At 70.0% G+C, this 21547-nt stretch carries 21 protein-coding genes and 1 tRNA gene; 9 read left to right on the top strand and 13 right to left on the bottom strand.

Going from position 1 to position 21547, the window contains the following annotated elements:
* Window positions 1-108 precede the first annotated feature (108 nt).
* From ACZ50K_RS17460 to ACZ50K_RS17450, 3 genes are all read left to right on the top strand, one after another.
* On the top strand, window positions 109-903 hold the full coding sequence (locus tag ACZ50K_RS17460) for a helix-turn-helix domain-containing protein (RefSeq protein ID WP_468903563.1): 795 nt from the start codon (window positions 109-111) through the stop codon (window positions 901-903).
* Window positions 900-1115 carry a DUF397 domain-containing protein gene (locus ACZ50K_RS17455; RefSeq protein WP_468903561.1) on the top strand — a complete coding sequence of 72 codons (216 nt, stop codon included), beginning with the start codon at window positions 900-902 and terminating at the stop codon, window positions 1113-1115. The genes ACZ50K_RS17460 and ACZ50K_RS17455 overlap by 4 nt, the downstream gene beginning before the upstream one ends.
* Window positions 1116-1240: 125 nt before the next feature.
* On the top strand, window positions 1241-2464 hold the full coding sequence (locus tag ACZ50K_RS17450; RefSeq protein ID WP_468903559.1) for a hypothetical protein: 1224 nt from the start codon (window positions 1241-1243) through the stop codon (window positions 2462-2464).
* 9 nt (window positions 2465-2473) lie between these two features.
* On the opposite strand, the gene ACZ50K_RS17445 is transcribed toward ACZ50K_RS17450, so the two are convergent.
* Both ACZ50K_RS17445 and clpB read right to left on the bottom strand, forming a co-directional pair.
* Window positions 2474-3022: a YbjN domain-containing protein gene (locus tag ACZ50K_RS17445; protein ID WP_468903557.1), complete on the bottom strand. Its 549-nt coding sequence runs from the start codon at window positions 3020-3022 to the stop codon at window positions 2474-2476.
* A 121-nt stretch (window positions 3023-3143) separates the two neighbouring features.
* Window positions 3144-5729 carry an ATP-dependent chaperone ClpB gene (clpB, locus tag ACZ50K_RS17440; RefSeq protein ID WP_468903555.1) on the bottom strand — a complete coding sequence of 862 codons (2586 nt, stop codon included), beginning with the start codon at window positions 5727-5729 and terminating at the stop codon, window positions 3144-3146.
* Window positions 5730-5855: 126 nt separating this feature from the next.
* On the opposite strand from clpB, the gene ACZ50K_RS17435 reads away from it, so the two are divergent.
* A complete protein-coding gene (locus ACZ50K_RS17435; RefSeq protein WP_468903553.1) occupies window positions 5856-6260 on the top strand; it encodes a pyridoxamine 5'-phosphate oxidase family protein in 405 nt (134 codons plus the stop codon).
* Window positions 6261-6431: 171 nt separating this feature from the next.
* On the opposite strand, the gene ACZ50K_RS17430 is transcribed toward ACZ50K_RS17435, so the two are convergent.
* Entirely contained in the window at window positions 6432-6746 is a 315-nt protein-coding gene (locus tag ACZ50K_RS17430; protein ID WP_468903550.1) for a (2Fe-2S)-binding protein, read from the bottom strand.
* Window positions 6743-6919 carry a hypothetical protein gene (locus ACZ50K_RS17425; RefSeq protein WP_468903549.1) on the bottom strand — a complete coding sequence of 59 codons (177 nt, stop codon included), beginning with the start codon at window positions 6917-6919 and terminating at the stop codon, window positions 6743-6745. Before ACZ50K_RS17425 ends, ACZ50K_RS17430 begins: the two co-directional genes overlap by 4 nt.
* A gap of 156 nt (window positions 6920-7075) precedes the next feature.
* On the opposite strand from ACZ50K_RS17425, the gene ACZ50K_RS17420 reads away from it, so the two are divergent.
* Complete coding sequence (locus ACZ50K_RS17420) at window positions 7076-8059, top strand: helix-turn-helix transcriptional regulator (RefSeq protein ID WP_468903547.1); 984 nt, start codon at window positions 7076-7078, stop codon at window positions 8057-8059.
* A gap of 78 nt (window positions 8060-8137) precedes the next feature.
* On the opposite strand, the gene ACZ50K_RS17415 is transcribed toward ACZ50K_RS17420, so the two are convergent.
* From ACZ50K_RS17415 to dnaK, 4 genes are read right to left on the bottom strand one after another with little or no spacing between them, the layout of a single operon-like run.
* A complete protein-coding gene (locus ACZ50K_RS17415) occupies window positions 8138-8584 on the bottom strand; it encodes a heat shock protein transcriptional repressor HspR (RefSeq protein ID WP_468903545.1) in 447 nt (148 codons plus the stop codon).
* A 1-nt stretch (window position 8585) separates the two neighbouring features.
* Window positions 8586-9761 carry a molecular chaperone DnaJ gene (dnaJ, locus tag ACZ50K_RS17410; RefSeq protein ID WP_468903543.1) on the bottom strand — a complete coding sequence of 392 codons (1176 nt, stop codon included), beginning with the start codon at window positions 9759-9761 and terminating at the stop codon, window positions 8586-8588.
* Between the two features lie 42 nt (window positions 9762-9803).
* Window positions 9804-10460 (bottom strand): nucleotide exchange factor GrpE, encoded by a 657-nt coding sequence (gene grpE, locus ACZ50K_RS17405; RefSeq protein ID WP_468903542.1) that lies wholly within the window; start codon window positions 10458-10460, stop codon window positions 9804-9806.
* A complete protein-coding gene (dnaK, locus tag ACZ50K_RS17400; protein WP_468903540.1) occupies window positions 10460-12304 on the bottom strand; it encodes a molecular chaperone DnaK in 1845 nt (614 codons plus the stop codon). The genes grpE and dnaK overlap by 1 nt, the downstream gene beginning before the upstream one ends.
* A gap of 319 nt (window positions 12305-12623) precedes the next feature.
* Between dnaK and ACZ50K_RS17395 the strand changes: the two genes are divergently transcribed.
* The gene (locus ACZ50K_RS17395) at window positions 12624-13181 is read left to right on the top strand and encodes a sugar transferase (protein WP_468903538.1); all 558 of its coding nucleotides are present in this window, start codon (window positions 12624-12626) and stop codon (window positions 13179-13181) included.
* 109 nt (window positions 13182-13290) lie between these two features.
* Complete coding sequence (locus ACZ50K_RS17390) at window positions 13291-15546, top strand: (Fe-S)-binding protein (RefSeq protein ID WP_468903535.1); 2256 nt, start codon at window positions 13291-13293, stop codon at window positions 15544-15546.
* 108 nt (window positions 15547-15654) lie between these two features.
* Here ACZ50K_RS17390 and ACZ50K_RS17385 read toward each other — a convergent pair whose 3' ends face one another.
* Window positions 15655-16776, bottom strand: a complete 1122-nt coding sequence (locus tag ACZ50K_RS17385; RefSeq protein WP_468903533.1) for a hypothetical protein — start codon at window positions 16774-16776, stop codon at window positions 15655-15657.
* A 264-nt stretch (window positions 16777-17040) separates the two neighbouring features.
* On the opposite strand from ACZ50K_RS17385, the gene ACZ50K_RS17380 reads away from it, so the two are divergent.
* Entirely contained in the window at window positions 17041-18006 is a 966-nt protein-coding gene (locus ACZ50K_RS17380; RefSeq protein ID WP_468903531.1) for a Yip1 family protein, read from the top strand.
* 80 nt (window positions 18007-18086) lie between these two features.
* On the opposite strand, the gene ACZ50K_RS17375 is transcribed toward ACZ50K_RS17380, so the two are convergent.
* Both ACZ50K_RS17375 and dcd read right to left on the bottom strand, forming a co-directional pair.
* The gene (locus ACZ50K_RS17375; protein ID WP_468903529.1) at window positions 18087-18587 is read right to left on the bottom strand and encodes a phosphoribosyltransferase; all 501 of its coding nucleotides are present in this window, start codon (window positions 18585-18587) and stop codon (window positions 18087-18089) included.
* Window positions 18580-19170, bottom strand: coding sequence for a dCTP deaminase (gene dcd / locus ACZ50K_RS17370; RefSeq protein ID WP_468903527.1), 591 nt, complete (start codon window positions 19168-19170; stop codon window positions 18580-18582). The genes ACZ50K_RS17375 and dcd overlap by 8 nt, the downstream gene beginning before the upstream one ends.
* 472 nt (window positions 19171-19642) lie before the next feature.
* Between dcd and ACZ50K_RS17365 the strand changes: the two genes are divergently transcribed.
* A tRNA-Gly gene (locus ACZ50K_RS17365) sits at window positions 19643-19713 on the top strand.
* Between the two features lie 123 nt (window positions 19714-19836).
* Here ACZ50K_RS17365 and ACZ50K_RS17360 read toward each other — a convergent pair.
* Window positions 19837-20604, bottom strand: a complete 768-nt coding sequence (locus tag ACZ50K_RS17360) for a hypothetical protein (protein ID WP_468903525.1) — start codon at window positions 20602-20604, stop codon at window positions 19837-19839.
* 2 nt (window positions 20605-20606) lie between these two features.
* A complete protein-coding gene (locus ACZ50K_RS17355) occupies window positions 20607-21347 on the bottom strand; it encodes a helix-turn-helix domain-containing protein (RefSeq protein ID WP_468903523.1) in 741 nt (246 codons plus the stop codon).
* Window positions 21348-21547: the final 200 nt, after the last annotated feature.

The raw sequence follows: 21547 nt of genomic DNA, 5'->3' as shown, positions 1-21547 counted from the left end.
GGGGATGCTTGCGGGGAAACCGGCAAGTGCCTGCCGAGTCGCGGCCGTTGCCGCGTCGCACGAAGTGGGAGGTCAGGCAGGATGGCCGAAGGCGAAGCGCCACAGAACTTGAATCCGGTACTGAACTACGCCCTGGACGTCAAACAGATGCGCCAGACCCGGAAAATGACCATGAAAGGCCTGGGACTGGCCACCGGATATTCCGAGGGCTATGTGTCCAAGGTGGAGAAGGGGACCATGGTCCCCAGCGAGAAGTTCGCCCGCGGATGCGACCACGCGTTCGGAACCGGGACCCTCTTCCTGCGGAAATGGCGGCAGAACAAGGAGGGGGACCACCCCAGCTGGTTCATCCCCTACATCGAGATGGAGAAGCGCGCGGCGGAGATCTGGGACTACAGCACCATGTTCTTCATGGGGCTGCTACAGACCCTGGAGTACGCCCGGGCCACCCTGCGGGCGGGCAACCCGCGCTACCACTCGGAGGCCATCGAGGACCGGGCGCACACCCGGATACGGCGCCAGGAGGTCATGGGCGGCGCGAACCCGCCCGATCTGTGGGTGGTCATCCACGAGACCTGCTTACGGACCGTGGTCGGGGACCCCGGGGTCATGCGGCGCCAGATCGAGCACCTGATCGAGGCGGCCGACAGCCCGCACATCACCCTCCAGCTGCTCCCCTTCTCCAAGGGCGCCCCGGCAACGGCCACTCCGTTCACGCTGCTGCTCTTCGACGAGGGCCCCTCCGTGCTGCATTCCGACGGCCCGCAGGGGGGCCGTCCCTACGAGGAAACCAGGACCGTGGCGAACGCCACCCAGGTCTACCATCGGCTGCGGATGCTGGCGCTGTCCCACGACGAGACCGTTGCCCATATGAAGGACATACACAAGGAGTTCGCAGCATGAACGCACTGCCCGATGTGACGGACACCGGATGGATCTCCTCGTCCTACAGCGGCCCGGAGGGAGGCCAGTGCGTCCAGTGGAACCCCTCCCACGCCCGGGCGCACGGTGTGGTGCCGGTCCGGGACAGCAAGGACCCGTCCGGTCCGGTGCTCATGCTCGCGCCGGGGGTCTGGGCCGGGCTGGTCGGGTACGCCCGGGCCGCCGGGGTGTGACCGGGCGCTGAACACCGTACGAACCCCGCCATCCGGATGTCCGGGCGGCGGGGTTCCGCACGTTTCGGGAGCGCGATCGACTTGAATGGCCCCGACGGCCGAAGGGCTGAGGGGGGGTACGGGGAGTGACTACGGGGGAGGCGCCGGTCGCGGCGCGGGTGGCGCACGGCCGGACGGTGCCGGAGGCCGACGGCACGAGGGGCGGTACCCCGGCGGGCGGCGGCGGCAGGCTGTTGGGGCTGCCGGCGGGGGTGGTGGCCGTCGGGGTGTTCGCGGCCGTGCGGCTGCTGGGGGCGCTGGTCGTGGCCGTCGGCGCCTGGTGGTCCGGCAAGGACCCGGTGGCCGTGCTCGGGGCCTCCTGGGACTCGGTCTGGTACATCGGCATCGCCGAGCACGGCTACGGCCGCACCCAGGTGTGGGTGGAGATCGACTCGGTGCAGAGCGATCTCGCGTTCTTCCCGCTGCACCCCGGGCTGATGCGGCTGCTGATGGAGCTGCTGCCGGTCGGTGCGGCCGGGGCCGGGCTGCTGGTGGCCTGGACGGCCGCCGTGGCCGCGGCCGCCGGGGTGTACCGGGTCGGGGCGCTGGTGGCCGGGGCCCGGACCGGGCTGCTGCTGGTGGTGCTGTGGGCGGTGCTGCCGCACGCGGTGGTCCTCGGCATCGGCTACACGGAGGCCCTGCTCACGGCCTTCGCCGCCTGGTCGCTGTACGCGCTGCTGCGCGGCCGCTGGATGTGGGCGGCCGGGCTGGCGGTGCTGGCCGGGCTGACCCGGCCGACCGGGATCGCGGTGGCCGCGGCGGTGTCGGTGGCCGCGCTGTACGCGCTGGTGAAGCGGCGGGAGACGGCGTCCCGGGTCTGGCCGGCCGCCCTGCTGGCGCCCGCCGGCTGGCTGGCGTACCTGCTGGCCGTGGGGGTGCGGCGGGGGGACCCGCTGGGCGGGTACTTCGCGGTGCAGCGCGGCTGGGGGTCGTACTACGACTTCGGCTACGGGGTGCTCGGCTCGGTGTGGCGGGTGCTGACCGAGCGGACCCCCCTCGCCACGGCCGCGGTCCCGGTGCTGGTCGCGACGGCCCTGGTGCTGACGGTGCTGCTGGTGCGCTCGTACTCCTGGGTGCCGCTGCCGCTGCTGGTGTACACCGGCATGCTGCTGGTGATCACCCTCGGCGGGGCCGGGTTCTTCGAGTCCAAGCCGCGGTTCCTGCTGCCCGCCTTCCCGCTGCTGCTGCCGGCGGCCGCCGCCATGGCGAGAGCCCGGCCCCGGACGGCGGTCGCGGTGACCGCCGCCCTGGCCGGGCTCTCCTACGGCTACGGGGCGTATCTGCTGCTCAGCGCCCCGCTGCCGCTGTGACCGGGCGGGTCAGTTCTGGTCCTCGCCCTGGTCCTCGCCCTGGTCCTTCTGCTCGCCGGAGTCGAGGTCCTGCTCCAGGCCGAGCTGCTCCACGAGCCACTTGTCGAACTCGATGGAGGCGCGGACCCAGCTGACCGTGGAGGACACGAAGTGCTCCAGGGAGACGCCGGTGCCGATCAGCATCTGCGCCTCGCCGATCAGGCGGACCGAGCCGTCGTCGTGGGTGTGGCTGTAGACCTTGGGCCACAGGGTGCGGCGGTTCCAGTCGTCGATCGATTCGAGGAGCGCGGGCTTCTCCTCGATGGCGTGCGGGCGGTCGTAGAAGGTCCGGACCGAGAAGACCTGCTGCTCGCCCTCCCCGCGGAACATGAAGTAGGTGCGGAACTCCTCCCACGGCGCCGCGAGGTCTCCCTCGTCGTCGACGACGTACTTGAGCTCCATCTGCTCCAGCAGCTGCTTGACCAGATCCTGGTCAGGGACGACGGGGCCCGCCGGTCCTGAGGCCTGCGGTTCGGGCTGTCCCCCGAAATTCGGAATCGAGGCCGGGTCGATGCTCACCGTGAATTTCCCTTCGTGCGGATGCTGTCATCCTCCACCATCGCTCACGCCGGGTGGTACCCCCGGGCGGACCGATCCGCTCCGGGCGCAAACTTCCTCCCGGAGCGGCGGTCCGCGGGGCTCAGAGGGCCTTTCCGACCAGCAGGTCCTCGCCCGCCACGGCGACCCGGACGGTGTCCCCGTCGCGGACCTCGCCGGCCAGGATCTCCCGGGCCAGCCGGTCGCCCACCGCGGTCTGGATCAGCCGGCGCAGCGGGCGGGCGCCGTAGGCCGGGTCGTTGCCCTTGTCGGCCAGCCAGGCCAGGGCCTCCGGGGTCACCTCCAGGGTGAGCCGGCGTTCGGCGAGCCGCTTGGCGAGCCGGCCGATCTGGAGCTCGGCGATGTGCGCCAGCTCGTCCCGGCCCAGGGCGGAGAAGACCACCAGGTCGTCGAGCCGGTTGAGGAACTCGGGCTTGAAGGAGGCGCGGACCACCTCCAGCACCCGCTCCCGCTTCTGCTCCTCGGTGCTGGCCGGGTCGGTCAGGAACTGGCTGCCCAGGTTGGAGGTCAGGATCAGGATGGTGTTGCGGAAGTCCACGGTGCGGCCCTGGCCGTCGGTGAGCCGGCCGTCGTCCAGGACCTGGAGCAGCACGTCGAAGACCTCCGGGTGGGCCTTCTCCACCTCGTCGAGGAGGACCACCGAGTACGGGCGGCGGCGGACGGCCTCGGTGAGCTGGCCGCCCTCCTCGTAGCCCACGTAGCCGGGGGGCGCCCCGACCAGCCGGGCCACGCTGTGCTTCTCGCCGTACTCCGACATGTCGATGCGGATCATGGCCCGCTCGTCGTCGAAGAGGAAGTCGGCGAGGGCCTTGGCCAGCTCGGTCTTGCCGACCCCGGTCGGGCCGAGGAACAGGAAGGATCCGGTGGGCCGGTCCGGGTCGGCGATCCCGGCCCGGGTGCGGCGGACGGCGTCGGAGACCGCCCGGACGGCCTGGGTCTGGCCGATCAGCCGGCGGCCGAGCTCCTCCTCCATCCGCAGCAGCTTCTGCGTCTCGCCCTCCAGCAGCCGGCCGGCCGGGATCCCGGTCCAGGCACCGACCACGTCGGCGATGTCGTCGGGGCCCACCTCGTCCTTGACCATGGTGTCGCGGGCGGCCTCCTGCTCGGCCTCGGTGGCCTCCAGCAGCTCCCGCTCCAGGGCCGGGATCTCCCCGTAGAGCAGCTTGGAGGCGGCGTCGAAGTCGCCGTCCCGCTCGGCCCGCTCGGCCTGGCCGCGCAGCTCGTCCAGGCGCTCCTTGAGGGCGCCGACCCGGTTGAGGGACTGCTTCTCCTTCTCCCAGCGGGCGGTGAGCCCGCGGAGCTCCTCCTCCTTGTCGGCGAGGTCCTTGCGGATCTTGTCGAGGCGTTCCAGGGAGGCCGGGTCGGACTCGTTGTGCAGGGCCAGCTCCTCCATCCGGAGCCGGTCCACCGAGCGCTGGAGCTCGTCGATCTCCACCGGGGAGGAGTCGATCTCCATGCGCAGCCGGGAGGCGGCCTCGTCAACCAGGTCGATGGCCTTGTCGGGGAGGAACCGGGAGGTGATGTAGCGGTCGGAGAGGGTGGCGGCGGCCACCAGCGCGCTGTCGTTGATGACCACCTTGTGGTGGGCCTCGTAGCGGCCCTTGAGGCCGCGCAGGATGGCGATGGTGTCCTCCACCGAGGGCTCGGCGACCAGCACCTGCTGGAAGCGCCGCTCCAGCGCCGGGTCCTTCTCGATCCGCTCGCGGTACTCGTCGAGGGTGGTGGCACCGACCATCCGCAGTTCGCCGCGGGCCAGCATGGGCTTCAGCATGTTCCCGGCGTCCATGGCGGAGTCCCCGCCCGCGCCGGCCCCGACCACGGTGTGCAGCTCGTCGATGAAGGTGATGATCTGGCCGTCGCTGGACTTGATCTCGGCGAGGACGGTCTTCAGCCGTTCCTCGAACTCGCCGCGGTACTTGGCTCCGGCCACCATGGCGCCGAGGTCCAGGGAGACCAGCCGCTTGTTCTTCAGGGACTCCGGGACGTCGCCCTTGACGATCCGCTGGGCCAGTCCCTCGACCACGGCGGTCTTGCCGACGCCGGGCTCGCCGATCAGCACCGGGTTGTTCTTGGTGCGGCGGGACAGGACCTGCACCACCCGGCGGATCTCGTGGTCCCGGCCGATCACCGGGTCGAGCTTGCCCTCGCGGGCGGCCGCCGTGAAATCGGTGCCGAACTTCTCCAGGGCCTTGTACTGGCCCTCCGGGTCGGGGCTGGTCACCCGCCGTCCTCCTCGTACGTTTCCGAAGGCTTCGAGCAGCTTCGCCGCGCTCGCGCCCTGCTGGTTCAGGACCTCACCGGCCGCTCCGCCCTTGGCGGCGGTTCCGATGAGGAGGTGTTCGGTGGAGAGGTACTCGTCACCGAGGCGGCCCGCCTCGGCGTCGGCCTCGGCCAGTACGGCCAGCAGCTCACGGCTGGGCTGCGGGGGCGCGACGGTGGATCCGGTGACGCTGGGCAGCCCGGCGAGGACGCGCTCGGCGCCGGCCCGGACGGCGGCCTGGTCGGCCTCCACGGCGGCCAGCAGGTCGGTGATGTTCTCGTTGTCCTGGCCGGCGAGCAGGGCCAGCAGCAGGTGTGCCGGGGTCAGGTCGGGGTGACCGTCCTTGACGGCCCTGCTGGTGGCGGCGTTCAGCGCGTCCCGGCTCTTGTTGGTCAGCTCGGCTTCCACGTGCGGCTTCTCCTCTCCGGCGGTCCCACGGGCGATGTCACGATGTCACGGTGACACGTATAGCGTATACAAAGTTGAGTCTATTCCACTCAAGGCGATGGGCGCTGCTCCGCGTACGCTTCGGCCATGTCCCACGATCCACTCAACCCGACGCCGGAGTACCTCGCCTTCTGGCGGGAGCGGCACGTCTGCACCCTGACCACCCCCCGCCCGGACGGCACCCCGCACGTGGTGCCGGTGGGGGTGACCTACGATCCGGCGGCCGGACTGGCACGGGTGATCTGCAACAGGCACAGCAAGAAGGCGCGGAACGTGCTCGCGGCGGAGCCGGGCACCGCCAGGGCGGCGGTCTGCCAGATGGAGGGGCGCCGCTGGGCCACGCTGGAGGGCCGGGCGGAGGTGCGCACCGACGAGGCCTCGGTCGCCGAGGCGGTGGCGCGCTACGCGGAGCGCTACGGACGCACCCCGTCGCCGAATCCGGACCGGGTGGTCATCGAGATCGCGCTGGACCGGGCCATGGGCCGGGCCTGAGGGGCCGGGCCCGAGAGGTCGGGCCTGAGGGGCCCCGGGGGGCCGCGGGCGCGCTTGTCCGGTTCAGGTACTGGACGCGGACATCACAACGGCGCCATCGTGTTCAGGTCCACGATGGCGCCGTTGTGTGGGGGAAGCACCTGAGCGATCGGCGACGACGGGGGAATCGCTTCAGGCACTGCGGGGGGTGGCGGTGGTGATATCGGGCTCGAAGAGCTGGTGGTCACGCTGATCCAGATTGACGAAGACCATGCCGTACCGGACCTCGCAACGAACGGGTTGCGGGGCGCCTCGGGGGCGGCGCAGGCAGCGGTAGGCGCGGACGTCTTCGTCCTCCTCGCGCACGATGACGATGGGCTGACCGAAAAGAGTGACCATCAACGAGTCCCCGCTGTGCGGGATCGCCGTGACCAGATCGATGAACTGCCAGCCGGAGCGGTAGGCGGACGCCATTTCCCGCCGGAAGTCGCGGTCGTCGGGGGTCATGCGTCGAACTTCCCGTCCAGCGGAGCGGTACCCCAACCGCTGTCCCAGCCGTCCAGCGGGCCGCTGCCCCAGCCACTGTCGGCCGGCGCGCTGCCCCAGCCACTGTCGGCTATGCCGAGGTCGCCCCCCGCGACCCCGTAGGCCACAACCGTGGAGAGAGCAACGGCAACCACCGAGCGAAGCAATTTCATGTACATGGTCGACTTCGTCCTCACTGGATGGATTCCTCTCCCCCGCATGACAGACGATGACTTATCGAGCCACGTCCATGCCACTGTGGCGATGCATCATGTTCCTGTAGATGCAGGACCCTGGGGGTGGGAGATTAGGTGATAAACGGGGCTAAGAAGACACATCCCCACTCGGTCACCGAACTGTGCGACTTGGGCGCCGAGCTGTACGCCAGCGCGCTGAGTTCGGGCCGGCTTGCCCGCGCGGATGCCGAGCAGACGCCCTGCCTGCTGGAATTCGCGCTGCTGCACCCTGACCCGGACGACGCGAACTGGCTCCGTCCGGTTCCCCCGTCGGTGGCCCTGGCGCAGCGGCTGCATCCGCTCGAACGGGAGATCCTGCAGAGCCGGCGGGCTTCCATCGAGCTGACCGAAGCGTTTGAGCCATTCATGGCCATCAGCGCGCTGAGCCCGGCACCCACCCACGCGATCACCGTGCTGGAGGGGAACAACCGGATCAACGCGGCGCTGAACGTGGCCACCGCCGAGTGCCACACCGAGATGCTGACCATCCAGCCGGGCGGGGGGCGGGCCGAGCACATCCTGAACCAGGCGATCGAGCGCGACCAGCCGCTGATCCGCCGGGGCGTGAGCATGCGCACGCTCTACCAGCACACGGTCCGGCACAGCCGCGGCACGATGGCGTACATCGACCGGATCGCGGGCGGCAAGGTGGAGTTCCGCACCCTGGAGGAGCTGGTCGAGCGGCTGATCATCTGCGACGAGTCGGTGGCCTTCATCCCGGCCCGGGACGACCAGCAGGTGGCCCTGGAGCTGCGGCACCCGGCGCTGGTGCGCTACCTCATCAAGGTGTTCGAGCAGTTGTGGCACCGGGCGGTGCCGCTGCGCGAGGAGATCAGCTACGTGCCGACCCCGGAGGGCATCTCGGGGGTGCAGCGGTCCATCGCCCTGCTGCTGGTCGAGGGGCACGTGGACGAGGCGATCGCGCGCCGGCTGGGGATGAACGTCCGGACCTGCCGGGCGCACATCGCCAAGCTGGCCAGCACCCTGGGCAGCGGCAGCCGGGCCCAGCTGGGCTATCTGATCGCGCAGTCCGGGATCCTCAACGGGCCCGAGGCCTGATCCCGGACGCCGTGCGGCCCCCGCCCGGTGCCGGGCGGGGGCCGCATGACGCTGCTGCCGGGGGCTGTCCCGGGGCGGTCAGTCCTGGGGGCGCTTGGGCCGCCAGACGACCAGGGCGCTGGTCTGGTGCACGTCCTGGTACGGGACCAGGTCCCGCCGGTAGGAGGCGTGCACCTGGGCCTCGCGCTGCCGCATGGCCACCGCGGCCCCGTCCACGGCCGCGGACAGCTCCGCGACCCGCTGCTGGAGGGCGGCGACCTGGTTCTCCAGCTCGATGATCCGCTTGATGCCGGCCAGGTTGATGCCCTCGTCCTGGGACAGCGCCTGCACCGTGCGGAGCAGTTCGATGTCCCGGGCCGAATAGCGCCGGCCGCGGCCGGCCGTGCGGTCCGGGGAGACCAGGCCGAGCCGGTCGTACTGCCGCAGGGTCTGCGGATGCAGTCCGGAGAGCTGGGCGGCGACCGAGATCACGTAGACCGGGGTCTCATCCGTCAGTTGGTAGGGATTGCGTCGTCGGCCGTCCACTTCATGCTCCCTTCGCTGCCTCGAACAGGGCGGCGCGCGGATCCTCGTCCACCGTCGCGTCCCGATAGGCCTCCAGGGCCTCGCGGGCCTTGTCGGACAGATCGGTGGGGACCGCCACCTCGACCGTCACCAGCAGGTCGCCGCGGGTGCCGTCCTTGCGGACCGCGCCCTTGCCGCGGGCCCGCATGGTCCGGCCGTTCGGCGTGCCCGGGGGCAGCTTGAGGGTGACGGGCGGGCCGCCCAGGGTGGGCACCCGGACGTCCCCGCCGAGGGTGGCCTCCGGGTAGGAGACCGGCACGGTGACGGTCAGGTTGTCGTCCTTGCGGCCGAACACGGGGTGCGTGCCGACGTGGACGACCACGTACAGGTCGCCGGCCGGGCCGCCGCGCTCGCCCGGGGCGCCCTTGCCGCGCAGCCGGATCCGCTGGCCGTCCAGGACGCCCGCCGGGATCCGGACCTGCATGGTGCGGGAGGAGCGGGCCCGGCCGCTGCCCTTGCAGACCTCGCAGGGGGTTTCCGCGATCAGACCGCGGCCCTTGCAGTCCGCGCAGGGGTCGGTGAGCGAGAAGCCGCCGCCGGAGCCCCGGGAGACCTGTCCGGTGCCCACGCAGGTCGGACACACCCTGGGCGTGCCGTTCTTGTCGCCGGTGCCGGAGCAGGCCTTGCAGGGGGACTGGGAGGACATCCGGAGCGGGACCGTGGCCCCGTCCACCGCCTCGGTGAAGCTGAGGGTGACCTCGGACTCGATGTCCTGGCCGCGGCGCGGCTGGGTGCGGGTGCCGGTGCCGGGGCCGCCGCGGTTGAACAGCCCGCCGAACACGTCGCCGATGCCGCCGCCGAAGCCGCCCTGGGCCCCGCCCTGGGCGCCTCCGAAGAGGTCGCCCAGGTCGAAGTTGAACGAACCGCCGCCGGCCCCCGGGCCGGGCCGGAAGCCACCGCTGCCGAAGAGGGCGCGCGCCTCGTCGTACTCCTTGCGCTTCTTGGGGTCACCGAGGACGTCGTTCGCCTCGGAGACCTCCTTGAACCGCTCCTCCGCCGAGCTGTCGCCCTTGTTGGCGTCCGGGTGGAACTCGCGGGCGAGCTTCCGGTACGCCTTCTTGATCTCGGCCTCGGTGGCGTCCTTGGGGACGCCGAGAACCTTGTAGTAGTCCTTCTCCACGAAGTCCTTCGTGCTCATCGACGTCCCTCCTCCCGGGTACTGCCGGCCCTGCCGCTGCTGTTACTCACTGTCCTTCTGGTCGGCGGACTCTTCCGTGTCCTCCGACTTGGCACCCGTCGCCCCGGGCTGGGGCTCGGCGACCGCGACCCGCGCGGGGCGGATCGTACGCTCGCCGATCCGGTACCCGGGCTGCAGGATCGCCACGCAGGTCGTCTCGGTGACGTCCGGCGCGTACGAGTGCATCAGGGCCTCGTGGATCGTCGGGTCGAAGGGCTCGCCCTCCTTGCCGAACTGCATCAGGCCCATCTTGCCCGCGACCGTCTCCAGCGACTCGGCCACCGACTTGAAGCCGCCGACCAGTTCGCCGTGCTCGCGGGCGCGGCCGATGTCGTCGAGCGTCGGGAGGAGCTCGGTCAGGAGGCTCGCGACGGCGACCTCCTTGACCGTGACCCGGTCCCGGTCGACCCGGCGACGGTAGTTCTGGTACTCGGCCTGGAGCCGCTGGAGGTCCGCGGTGCGCTCGCCGAGCGCGGTGCGGGCCTGGTCCAGCTGGGCCAGCAGAGCGGTTTCCTGTGCTCCGCCGGCGGCCTTCGCGCCGTCCCCGGCCGGGGCCGCCCCCTCCGCCTGGTCGGCGGAGTCGGCGGCCTTCGGCTCCTCGGGCGTGCCCTCGGCGGGGACTTCGGGCTTCTCCTCGAAGCCCGGGGTCTCCTCCGGCATCAGGCAGCGCCGCCCTTCTGCTGCTTGTCCTCGTCGACGATCTCGGCGTCGACCACGTCGTCGTCGGCCTTGGGGGCCTCGGCACCGGCGGCACCGGCGGCCGCGCCGCCCTGGGCGTCGGCGTAGATGGCCTGGCCCAGCTTCTGGCTGACCGCGGCGACCTTCTCGGTCGCGGTGCGGATCTCGGCGGTGTCCTCGCCCTTGAGCTTCTCCTTCAGCTCGGCGATGACCGTCTCGACCTCGGTCTTGACGTCGGCCGGGACCTTGTCCTCGTTGTCCTTGAGGAACTTCTCGGTCTGGTAGACGAGCTGCTCGGCCTGGTTGCGGGTCTCGGCGGACTCGCGGCGGCGGGTGTCCTCCTCCGCGTACTGCTCGGCCTCCTGGCGCATCCGGTCGACCTCGTCCTTGCCGAGCGAGGAACCGCCGGTGACGGTCATCTTCTGTTCCTTGCCCGTGCCCAGGTCCTTGGCGGTCACGTGCATGATGCCGTTGGCGTCGATGTCGAAGGACACCTCGATCTGCGGGACCCCGCGCGGGGCCGGCGGCAGACCGGTCAGCTCGAACATGCCGAGCTTCTTGTTGTACGCCGCGATCTCGCGCTCGCCCTGGTAGACCTGGATCTGCACGGACGGCTGGTTGTCCTCGGCCGTGGTGAAGATCTCGGAGCGCTTCGTCGGAATCGTGGTGTTCCGCTCGATGAGCTTGGTCATGATGCCGCCCTTGGTCTCGATGCCGAGGGACAGCGGGGTCACGTCGAGGAGCAGGACGTCCTTGACCTCACCCTTGAGCACACCGGCCTGGAGGGTGGCGCCGATGGCGACGACCTCGTCCGGGTTGACGCCCTTGTTGGCGTCCTTGCCGCCGGTCAGCTCCTTGACGAGCTCCGCGACGGCCGGCATGCGGGTGGAGCCGCCGACCAGGACCACGTGGTCGATCTCGGACAGCGCGATGCCGGCGTCCTTGATGACGTTGTGGAAGGGGGTCTTGCAGCGGTCCAGGAGGTCCGCGGTGAGCTGCTGGAACTGGGCGCGGGTGAGCTTCTCGTCCAGGTGCAGCGGGCCCTCGGCGGAAGCCGTGATGTAGGGCAGGTTGATCGAGGTCTCGGTGGACGAGGACAGCTCGATCTTCGCCTTCTCGGCGGCCTCGCGCAGGCGCTGGAGCGCCATCTTGTCCTTGGAGAGGTCCACGCCGTGGCCGTTGGCGAACTGCTTCACCAGGTAGTCGACGACGCGCTGGTCCCAGTCGTCGCCACCGAGGTGGTTGTCGCCGTTGGTGGCCTTGACCTCGACCACGCCGTCGCCGATCTCCAGGAGCGACACGTCGAAGGTGCCGCCGCCGAGGTCGAAGACGAGGATGGTCTGGTCGTCCTTGTCGAGGCCGTAGGCCAGGGCGGCCGCGGTGGGCTCGTTGACGATGCGCAGGACGTTGAGGCCCGCGATCTCACCGGCCTCCTTGGTGGCCTGGCGCTCGGAGTCGTTGAAGTACGCCGGGACGGTGATGACCGCGTCGGTGACCTTCTCGCCCAGGTACGCCTCGGCGTCGCGCTTGAGCTTCTGCAGGATGAAGGCGCTCATCTGCTGCGGGTTGAAGGACTTGCCGTCGATCTCGATCTTCCAGTCGGTGCCCATGTGGCGCTTGACCGACCGGATGGTGCGGTCGACGTTGGTGACCGCCTGACGCTTGGCGACCTCGCCGACGAGGACCTCGCCGTTCTTGGCGAAGGCGACGACGGACGGCGTGGTCCTGGCGCCCTCGGCGTTGGTGATGACGGTGGGCTCGCCGCCTTCCAGAACGCTGACGACCGAGTTGGTGGTGCCCAGGTCGATGCCGACCGCACGAGCCATTTTGATTCCTCCAGCTGACTTGAGTGGAACAGACTCAACCATGCATCATCCGCCCCCGCCACGTCAACAGACCTGAGTCGCCACCACTCAACTTTTAACTCACCCTTACACGCAAGAAGGCCCTGACCTGCGATTTTCACTCCGTGAGAGCGGAAATCAGGCCCTGCGAACGGCCACGAACGGCCCACGGGCTCCGGGTGCGGACCCGCCGGGGCGCGAATGCCCGTACACCCCCGGGATCGGCCGGGTGGGGGATCGTGCCGCGCGGCGCGGGCGGCGGGCCCGGGGGCGCGGCGGGGCCCGGGGCACGATCGCCGGTATGCGGCTCCCGCTGATCCCGTCCACCCCGTCCGCTCCGCCCACCCCGCCCGGCCCGGCCGGCCCGCCCGGCCCGCCCTCCGCCAAACGGGTCCTCGACCTGCTGGGCGCGCTGGCGCTGCTGGCCGCCCTCGCGCTTCCCCTGCTGGCCGTGACGGCCGCCCTGTACGTCCTGCGGGGCGGCCGGGTGCTGGCCGGCGAGCCGGCCGCGGGGCTCGGCGGCCGGCCGTACCGGAGCTGGAGGTTCGCTGTGGAACGGGACGGGCCGCTGGGCCGGTACGGGCTCGACGGACTGCCCCGGCTGGTCAACGTGGTCCGCGGGGAGATGTCCCTGGTCGGCCCCCGCCCGCTGCCGCCGGGCGCCCCGCACCCTCCGGAACGGCTGCTGGTGCGCCCCGGCATGACCGGGCTCTGGCAGGTCAGCGGGGACTCCGGGCTGCCCTGGGAGGAGATGGACCTGCTGGACCGGCACTATGTGGAGAACCACTGGCTGGGGATGGACCTGGGGATCCTCGCCCGCACCCCGAGGGCGGCGATGGGCGCGCGAAGGGTCCCCTGAGCGACACAGATCACCGCGCCCTCGGCTACATTGCGGCGTCGAGAGTGGGTAACCTCAGGTTCGACTCAATAAGTTACCGCTTAGTAAGTGCCGCCCGAGGAGCCCTCCCATGCAACTCGCCGCGATCATCGTGTCGCTGGTCATCACGGTGGTAGCCGTCGCGCTGTTCGGCCGTGCCATCGCGCAGATCTACCGCTTCGTGCGCCTCGGCCAGCCAGTGCCCGCGGGCACGCGCACCGGCGACCCCACCCAGCGCACCCTCACGCTGGCCAAGGAGTTCCTCGGCCACACCCGGATGAACCGCTGGGGCATCGTCGGGGCGGCGCACTGGTTCGTGGCGGTGGGCTTCTTCTCGCTGCTGCTCACCATCGTCAACGCCTTCGGCCAGCTGTTCCAGGCCGACTGGCTGATCCCGATCATCGGCGACTGGCTGCCGTACGAGATCTTCACCGAGTTCCTCGGCCTGATGACCGTGCTCGGCATCGTCACCCTCATCGTGATCCGCCAGCTGAGCCGGCCGGGCAAGGCGGGCCGCAAATCGCGTTTCGCGGGCTCCAAGACGGGCCAGGCGTACTTCGTCGAGGCCGTCATCCTGACCGTCGGCGTCTGCATCATGACGCTGCGCGCGCTGGAGGGCGCCCAGCACGGCGTGGACGGCTGGGAGCCGGGCTTCTTCGCCTCGTACCCGCTGATCGCCGCCTTCGACGGGCTGAGCCTGAACACGCTCCAGCACCTCACCTACTTCTTCGCGGCCCTCAAGATCGCCACGTCCTTCACCTGGATGATCGTGGTCAGCCTCAACACCAACATGGGTGTGGCCTGGCACCGCTTCCTCGGCTTCCCGAACATCTGGTTCAAGCGCAAGGCCGACGGCGGCACCGCGCTCGGCGCGCTGCTGCCGATGACCTCGGGCGGCAAGGAGATCGACTTCGAGGACCCGGGCGAGGACGACGTCTTCGGCGTCTCCCAGGTCGAGCAGTTCTCCTGGAAGGGCATCCTCGACTTCTCCACCTGCACCGAGTGCGGCCGCTGCCAGTCGCAGTGCCCCGCCTGGAACACCGGCAAGCCGCTCTCCCCCAAGCTCCTGATCATGTCGCTGCGCGACCACGCGCACGCCAAGGCCCCGTACCTGCTGGCCGGCGGCGGCAAGACCGTGGAGGGCGAGGAGAAGGCCACCGAGGAGCAGCTCGCCGGAGTCCCGGCCGAAGCCCTCGCCGAGGCCGAGCGCCCGCTGATCGGCACCGCCGAGGAGAACGGGGTCATCGACCCCGACGTGCTGTGGTCCTGCACCACCTGCGGCGCCTGCGTGGAGCAGTGCCCGGTCGACATCGAGCACATCGACCACATCGTCGACATGCGCCGCTACCAGGTGATGATCGAGAGCGCCTTCCCCTCCGAGGCGGGCACCATGCTCAAGAACCTGGAGAAGAAGGGCAACCCCTGGGGCCTGGCCAAGAAGCAGCGGGTGGAGTGGACCAAGGAGGTCGACTTCGAGGTCCCGATCATCGGGAAGGACGCGGAGGACCTCTCCGAGTTCGACTACCTGTACTGGGTCGGCTGCGCGGGCGCCCTGGAGGACCGGGCCAAGAAGACCACCAAGGCCTTCGCCGAGCTGCTGAACATCGCGGGCGTCAAGTTCGCGATCATGGGCGGGGACGAGAAGTGCACCGGCGACTCCCCGCGCCGCCTGGGCAACGAGCCGCTGTTCCAGCAGCTGGCCCAGGAGAACGTGGCCATGCTGAACATGGCCTTCGGCGAGGACGACGAGGACGAGTCGACGAAGAAGCCCAAGGCTTCCAAGAAGATCGTCTCCACCTGCCCGCACTGCTTCAACACCATCGCCAACGAGTACCCGCAGCTGGGCGGCGAGTACGAGGTCATCCACCACACCCAGCTGCTCCAGCACCTGATCGACGAGGGCCGGCTCACCCCGGTCACCCCGGTCGACGGTCTGATCACCTACCACGACCCCTGCTACCTGGGCCGCCACAACAAGGTCTACACGCCGCCGCGCGAGATCATGTCGGCCGTCCCGGGCCTGCGCCAGCAGGAGATGCACCGCCACAAGGAGCGCGGCTTCTGCTGCGGCGCCGGCGGCGCGCGCATGTGGATGGAGGAGCGGATCGGCAAGCGCATCAACAACGAGCGCGTCGAGGAGGCCCTGTCCCTCAACCCGGACATCGTCTCCACCGCCTGCCCGTTCTGCCTGGTGATGCTGACCGACTCGGTCAACGGCAAGAAGAACGACGGCCAGGCCAAGGAGTCCGTGCAGGTCGTCGACGTGGCCCAGCTGCTGCTGGAGTCCGTGAAGACCCCGGCGGAGCCCGAGCCGGAACCGGCCGCCGAGCCGGAGCCCGCGCAGTAGCACCGCGTACGGCACCACCGCACCACCGGAACGGCCGGTCCCCCGCTCGGGGGGCCGGCCGTTCGGGTACCCGCACCTGTTCTGGTACGTGTCGCGTCGCCGTACGGGTCAGGCCCGGTCGCGGCGCAGCAGGGCGAAGCCCAGTCCGGCCGCGCCGACGGCCGCCATGCCACCGCCCGCGGCGAGCAGCACCGGGGTCTCGGAGTCCTGCTCGGCGCCCGGGGCCCCGGCGGCCACGCCGCCCTTGGGCACGGCGTGCCCGCCCGGCTGCGCCGCAGGCCGGTCGGCGATCCGCTGCACGGGGTTCGCGACGGGCTTGTCGGCGGCCTTGTCCGCGGCCTTGTCCGCGGCCTTGTCCACGATCTTGGGCGCCACGGGCTTGGGCGCGGGCTTCACGGCCCCGTGCTGGTCCACCGTGTACTTCGCCACCAGCCGGCCGCCGAAGTCGTAGACCCAGCTGTTGCCGCCGCCCTTGCCGTCGATGACCACGAAGGTGACCCGCTGGCCGTCCTGGACCAGCTTGTAGGTCCAGCCGTCGTTCACCACGCTCGGGTGGGCGAGGTCGATCGTGCCCAGGAAGGCGCCGTTCGGCATGAAGAACTCGACGCGCTTGCCGTGCCGTCCGTCGATCAGCTTGGCGGTGCGGCCGTCGGCCATGACCACCTTCGCGGAGGACTCCTTCCGCACCTCGTGCTTCGGCTTCGGCTTCGGCTTGTGCTGGTGGTCCGGGTGCGGCTTGGGCTTCGGGCCGCCTTCGAGCCAGGAGCTGACGGTGCCGTCGGGCCGGAGCACCACGTGCAGCCCGTTGTTCTGGCCGTAGGCCGGCGAACCGCCCTCGCTGACCAGGGTGTCGAGCTTGGTGGAACCGGCCCAGATCTCGGCCTCCACCCGGTCCGTCCCGATCCGGTAGACCTTCGCGACGGACCCGTCGGCCAGCTTCACACTGGTGACGAAGGCCCGCCCCTTCTTGGTCTCCTTCTGGTCCCTGTCCTCGTCCTTCTTCTCGTCCTTCTTCTCGTCCTTCTTCTCCTTCACCGGCGGCACGGAAGGATCGGTGCTCGGGTCGGTGGTCGGGTCGGTGATCTGCTGCTCGTGCCCGGGCAGCACCTGCGGCTCGGGGACGGCCGGGGAATCGGCGAAGGCGTGCCCGGCCGGGAGGGCCAGGACGGCGGCGGCTCCGACGGTGGCGGCGGCGGCTCGGAGGGTGGTGATCCGGCGGGGGGTTCGCATGAGAGGGCTCTTCCTTCGTCGCTTCTTCGTGACTCCGTGGGGGGATACGACGAAGCTACGGACCCGGTATGTGGGTATTCCATCGGCAACGTAACGGCTGGCCACAGACCACCGCACAGCACCGTAACTCCGTCAAATGGCCACAGAACGGACGGGGGAAAGCCCCCCGGGGTTCCCTTAGGGGATGTCACAGGTCAGCCGCAAAGGGGACGTCTTCGGGCCGCCCGTGCACCGCCGCCCGCCGGACCGGGTACGTTCGATCACGTGGCTGGATTCAGGATCGGACGCGGCAGGAACAACGACCGCGGCTCTCAACAACCCCCGCGGCAGCAGCCGTACGGTCAGCAGCGGCCCCCGCAGGCGCCCGCACCGTACGGCGGCCGGCCGTACCCGCAGGGCTCCCAGCAGCCGCCCCAGCAGGCCTGGCCGCAGCAGCACGGGGGCCACGGCGAGCCCGAGTACTTCGACCCCCACGACCCGCACGCCCCACAGGGGCACCAGGGCTACCAGGGACACCAGGGGCACGGCGGCGGACCCGCGTACGGCTACCCCGGCCCGGGCCCCGCGCAGGGCGGCTCGTACGCCGACAACCCCGGCCACACCCAGGCCTTCGCCATCGGCGAGGACCCGTACAGCCAGGGGGCGGTCTACCAGGCGGGCGGCAGCAACGGCGGCGGCGCTCCGGCCGGACCCCGGCTGCACTGGAAGGACCTGATCCGCGGCATCGTGACGCGGCCCGGCCCGACCTTCCTCCAGATGCGGGACTACGCGGTCTGGGGCCCGGCGCTGCTCGTCACCTTCCTGTACGGGCTGCTCGCCGTCTTCGGCCTGGACGAGGCACGCGAGGACGTGATCAACGCGACCCTCACCAACGCCGTCCCCATCGTGCTGTCGACCGGTGTCGCCTTCGTCGTCTGCGGACTGATCCTGGGCGCGGTCACCCACACGCTGGCCCGGCAGCTCGGCGGGGACGGGGCCTGGCAGCCCACCGTGGGCCTCTCCATGCTGGTGATGTCGCTGACCGACGCCCCGCGCCTGGTGTTCGCGGTCTTCCTCGGCGGGGACAACGGCCTGGTCCAGGTGCTCGGCTGGGCGACCTGGGTGGTGGCCGGCTTCCTCTTCACCACCCTGGTCTCCAAGTCCCACGATCTGCCGTGGCCGAAGGCCCTGGGCGCCTCCGCCATCCAGCTGATCGCCCTGCTCTCGATCATCAAGCTGGGCACCCTGTAGCGGGCGCCGTGCACGACTGAGGGGCGGGCCCGCGGGCCCGCCCCTCAGTCATGTCCTCGCTCCGTACCGGCACCCGCGCCTCAGGCGTCGAGGACCTGCCCGGCCCGCCGGACCACCGGCGGCTCCACCGACCACGGGAAGTTGATCCAGTCGTCGGTCTTCTTCCAGACGTATTCGCACTTCACCAGCGAGTGCGACTTCTCGTAGATGACCGCCGACCGCACCTCCGCCACCGTCCCGAGGCAGAAGTCGTGGACCAGCTTCAGGGTCTTTCCGGTATCGGCGACATCGTCGGCGATCAGGATCTTCTTGTCGGAGAAGTCGATCGCGTCCGGCACCGGTGCCAGCATGACCGGCATTTCCAAGGTGGTGCCCACGCCCGTGTAGAACTCCACGTTCACCAGGTGGATGTTCTTGCAGTCGAGCGCGTAGGCCAGACCGCCGGCGACGAATACACCGCCCCGGGCGATGCTGAGAATGATGTCGGGCTCGTAACCGTCGTCGGCGATGGTCTGCGCGAGTTCCCGCACAGCCCGTCCGAAGCCCGCGTAATCGAGCTCCTCGCGTACTACGTCACTCATTCCGGTCGCCTACCTGGGTGCGGTGGAAGTTCTGGAAGGACCGCGAGGCCGTCGGACCGCGCTGGCCCTGGTACCTCGACCCGTACCGCTCACTGCCGTACGGGAACTCGGCGGGCGAGCTGAGCCGGAAGAGGCACAGCTGCCCGATCTTCATCCCGGGCCACAGCTTGATCGGGAGCGTCGCGAGATTCGACAGCTCCAGGGTCACGTGCCCGGAGAACCCCGGGTCGATGAAACCGGCCGTGGAATGCGTGACCAGTCCCAGCCGCCCGAGGCTCGACTTCCCCTCCAGTCTGGAGGCAATGTCGTCGGGCAGCGAGATGACCTCGTAAGTGGAGGCCAGGACGAACTCGCCGGGATGCAGAATGAAGGCCTCGTCGCCCTCCGGTTCGACCAGCCTGGTCAGATCGGCCTGCTCGATCGCGGGATCGATATGGGCGTACCGGTGGTTCTCGAAGACCCGGAAGAACCGGTCGAGGCGTACGTCGATGCTGGAGGGCTGCACCATCGATTCGTCGAACGGGTCGATGCGCACCCGTCCGCTGTCGATCTCGGCCCGGATGTCCTTGTCTGAGAGAAGCACGCCCCGAGGATACGCAGAGCGCGCGGGCCACCCCCAATCGAGAGCCCCCGCGCGCGTCCCGCCCAGCCGCTGCTACCGCTTCGCGCCGCCCACCGGAACGGCCTGCCGAAGCCGCGCGCACCGCGGACACCGGATGAGCCGCCCCGGCCCGATCCGGCCGGCACCGAGGTGCTGCAGCGGGAACGAGGCGGTGCTGAATACGTGCCCTTCGGCACAACGGACGACGGTGTGCTCCATCGAGTCCCTTTCCCCAACCAACCGTACTGCGACGAATCGCCACATTAGGGGATGACCAAGACCCACTCCAGCCGCCACTCCACCCACGACCCGCACCCCACGCTACGCCCAACTCCCGTCACCGGGACCGCCCGTGCACCCCGAACAACACAACGACCCCCGGGCGCGCACGCCGGGGGCCGATCATGGGGTAAAGTGTGTGCAACGCTGCGCGACCAACCAACGGCCGCGCCGTGCGGATGTAGTTTAATGGTAGAACATGAGCTTCCCAAGCTTATAGCGCGGGTTCGATTCCCGTCATCCGCTCAGATACGAAGGCCCAGGTCAGAGACCTGGGCCTTCGTTGTTGTCTAGACCTCTTCAGGAGTCCTGCCCCACTTGCGCACCACCTCGACGGCGACGAGGTCACGGGCGCTCGCCGCCCTCACGTCACGCAGGCGGAGACAAGAATGCGTACATAGCCCGGCCGTCAGCCCTCTCAGCCTCGTCGGACAGTTGACGCCACGCGGCATGCTGCGGATCGTGCAGAGCTTTCGCGAACTCGAGCTTCTTACGGTCGCCCTTGTCGAGTTGATCTCTGAGTTGCAGCGGATTGGCAGGCAACGAGAGCAAGAACGCCAGATCCCGGTAGTGCCGCTCCGGTGAAGCGGTCTTGATGCTCACCGCTGCGGCCTTCGCCACGATCGCCCCCAACAGGCTGGGGCGACGGATCCGGCCGGTCCGAAGCCCCAGTTGCACACTCACAGCCTCGGTTCTCTGCGCAGCCTGCCGACCGCCCGGCACCTCCAGCGTGCGGCCGGGCGGCGTCGTTGTGAGGTCTGCACGGGGGCCGAGGTTGTCGGGCGCCAGAAGATCCACCACCAACCGCTGCGGCTCCACACCGCGCTGATAGCGGTGCAACAGGTTGCCCTGCGGCGACATGCCGGCGGGGGAGAATCCGAGCCGTCCCAGTGCCGCAACCAAACGGCGCAAGCTCTGCTGGTCCGACTGCACGTCAGCCAGGACATCCAGATCGGCGCTCGCCGCCGGTGGAGTCCGACCGTGCTCCAGGCCGTGCAGGAGCACCATCTGCCCGCCGATCAGCGACCAGGCATCCGGCACCCGCTCCGAAAGGTCGAACAGCACGCCCCACAACTCCACCAGGGGGCCGGTGAACAGGTCCGACTCCAGTCGCACGTCGGGCGAGTCAGCCACCATGATCACGTCCTCCGAGGCTGTGCGTAGCGAGTCAGCAGAGGCTCAAGCAACCCAGCTGCGGCAGCGTCGGCTCGGCCCTCGTGGCGGTCCAGCAAGTCGGCCGCCACCACTGAGGCAGGGGCGTCGTGGCCCTGCCCAGGCGTTTCAGATCTTGAGGTCAGGAACGACCACATCTCCGCCGGGGGAATTCGGACCGAGACGTTGCCCCGCTCTTCATCACGGACCATGCCGAGCTCAGCTTCCAGCTTGTCGACCCTGTCGGGATGTACGTAGATCTCCGCGCGACCGAGAGCGACGTAGTCCGCCCCCGCCTGCGCCGCCGCGCCCGCTCCCCCCCTCACCACATCCTGAGCGGCGAGCAGAACCGGCAGTACGCCTGAATGAACGCGGTACGAGCGAACTTCGGCACGGGCGGCAAGAAGCTCCTGGAGCAGGGCCGGAGCCAGTTGCCCGTGGGCAAGGAGATTCCGCAACCGCATTCTCAGCCGGGACTTCTCGGCGTCGGACAGATTCACTGGCTGATGGCCGTCCAGCAACGCCAGGACGCCCCACGCATTGCGGGCCGACAGTGGTCTCCGTGAACGAGGACCCCGGTCCTTGCGATCCCGGACACTGTCCCCGGCAACCAGCCAGCGACCACCGACTCGCTGCCCCTGCAGCTTCCCGTCATGCAGCAACTGACGGACACGGGAATCATCCACCCCGAGCAGGGCCGCAGCCTCTTTCACCGACAGCAGTTCCATGACCATCTCCTTACGCCTCCCCTCACGAAACCAGGAGGGAACACGCAAGTAGTCTCCTACCCGCATCCTCTTGCGTCAAGACTCACGATTCCGGGAGATAAGACGCAACCACCGAGGCAGGGATGTGCCGCACGGCCCGGACCGACAGACGCGTGCCCTATCCGTGCCACACGCACCCCCGGCCGACCTGCATCGCGGAA

This window comes from Streptomyces sp. NPDC033845 (assembly GCF_055576225.1).
This window is presented reverse-complemented; position numbering and strand designations above follow the sequence as displayed.

Coding starts and splice junctions, on each gene's coding strand:
- ACZ50K_RS17355 (WP_468903523.1), bottom strand. CDS start 21,347: ATGGAACTGCTGTCGGTGAAAGAGGCTGCGGCCCTGCTCGGGGTGGAT.
- dnaJ (WP_468903543.1), bottom strand. CDS start 9,761: ATGAGCACGAAGGACTTCGTGGAGAAGGACTACTACAAGGTTCTCGGC.
- grpE (WP_468903542.1), bottom strand. CDS start 10,460: ATGCCGGAGGAGACCCCGGGCTTCGAGGAGAAGCCCGAAGTCCCCGCC.
- ACZ50K_RS17390 (WP_468903535.1), top strand. CDS start 13,291: ATGCAACTCGCCGCGATCATCGTGTCGCTGGTCATCACGGTGGTAGCC.
- ACZ50K_RS17375 (WP_468903529.1), bottom strand. CDS start 18,587: ATGAGTGACGTAGTACGCGAGGAGCTCGATTACGCGGGCTTCGGACGG.
- ACZ50K_RS17360 (WP_468903525.1), bottom strand. CDS start 20,604: ATGGTGGCTGACTCGCCCGACGTGCGACTGGAGTCGGACCTGTTCACC.
- dnaK (WP_468903540.1), bottom strand. CDS start 12,304: ATGGCTCGTGCGGTCGGCATCGACCTGGGCACCACCAACTCGGTCGTC.
- ACZ50K_RS17385 (WP_468903533.1), bottom strand. CDS start 16,776: ATGCGAACCCCCCGCCGGATCACCACCCTCCGAGCCGCCGCCGCCACC.
- ACZ50K_RS17455 (WP_468903561.1), top strand. CDS start 900: ATGAACGCACTGCCCGATGTGACGGACACCGGATGGATCTCCTCGTCC.
- ACZ50K_RS17435 (WP_468903553.1), top strand. CDS start 5,856: ATGTCCCACGATCCACTCAACCCGACGCCGGAGTACCTCGCCTTCTGG.
- ACZ50K_RS17430 (WP_468903550.1), bottom strand. CDS start 6,746: ATGACCCCCGACGACCGCGACTTCCGGCGGGAAATGGCGTCCGCCTAC.
- ACZ50K_RS17395 (WP_468903538.1), top strand. CDS start 12,624: ATGCGGCTCCCGCTGATCCCGTCCACCCCGTCCGCTCCGCCCACCCCG.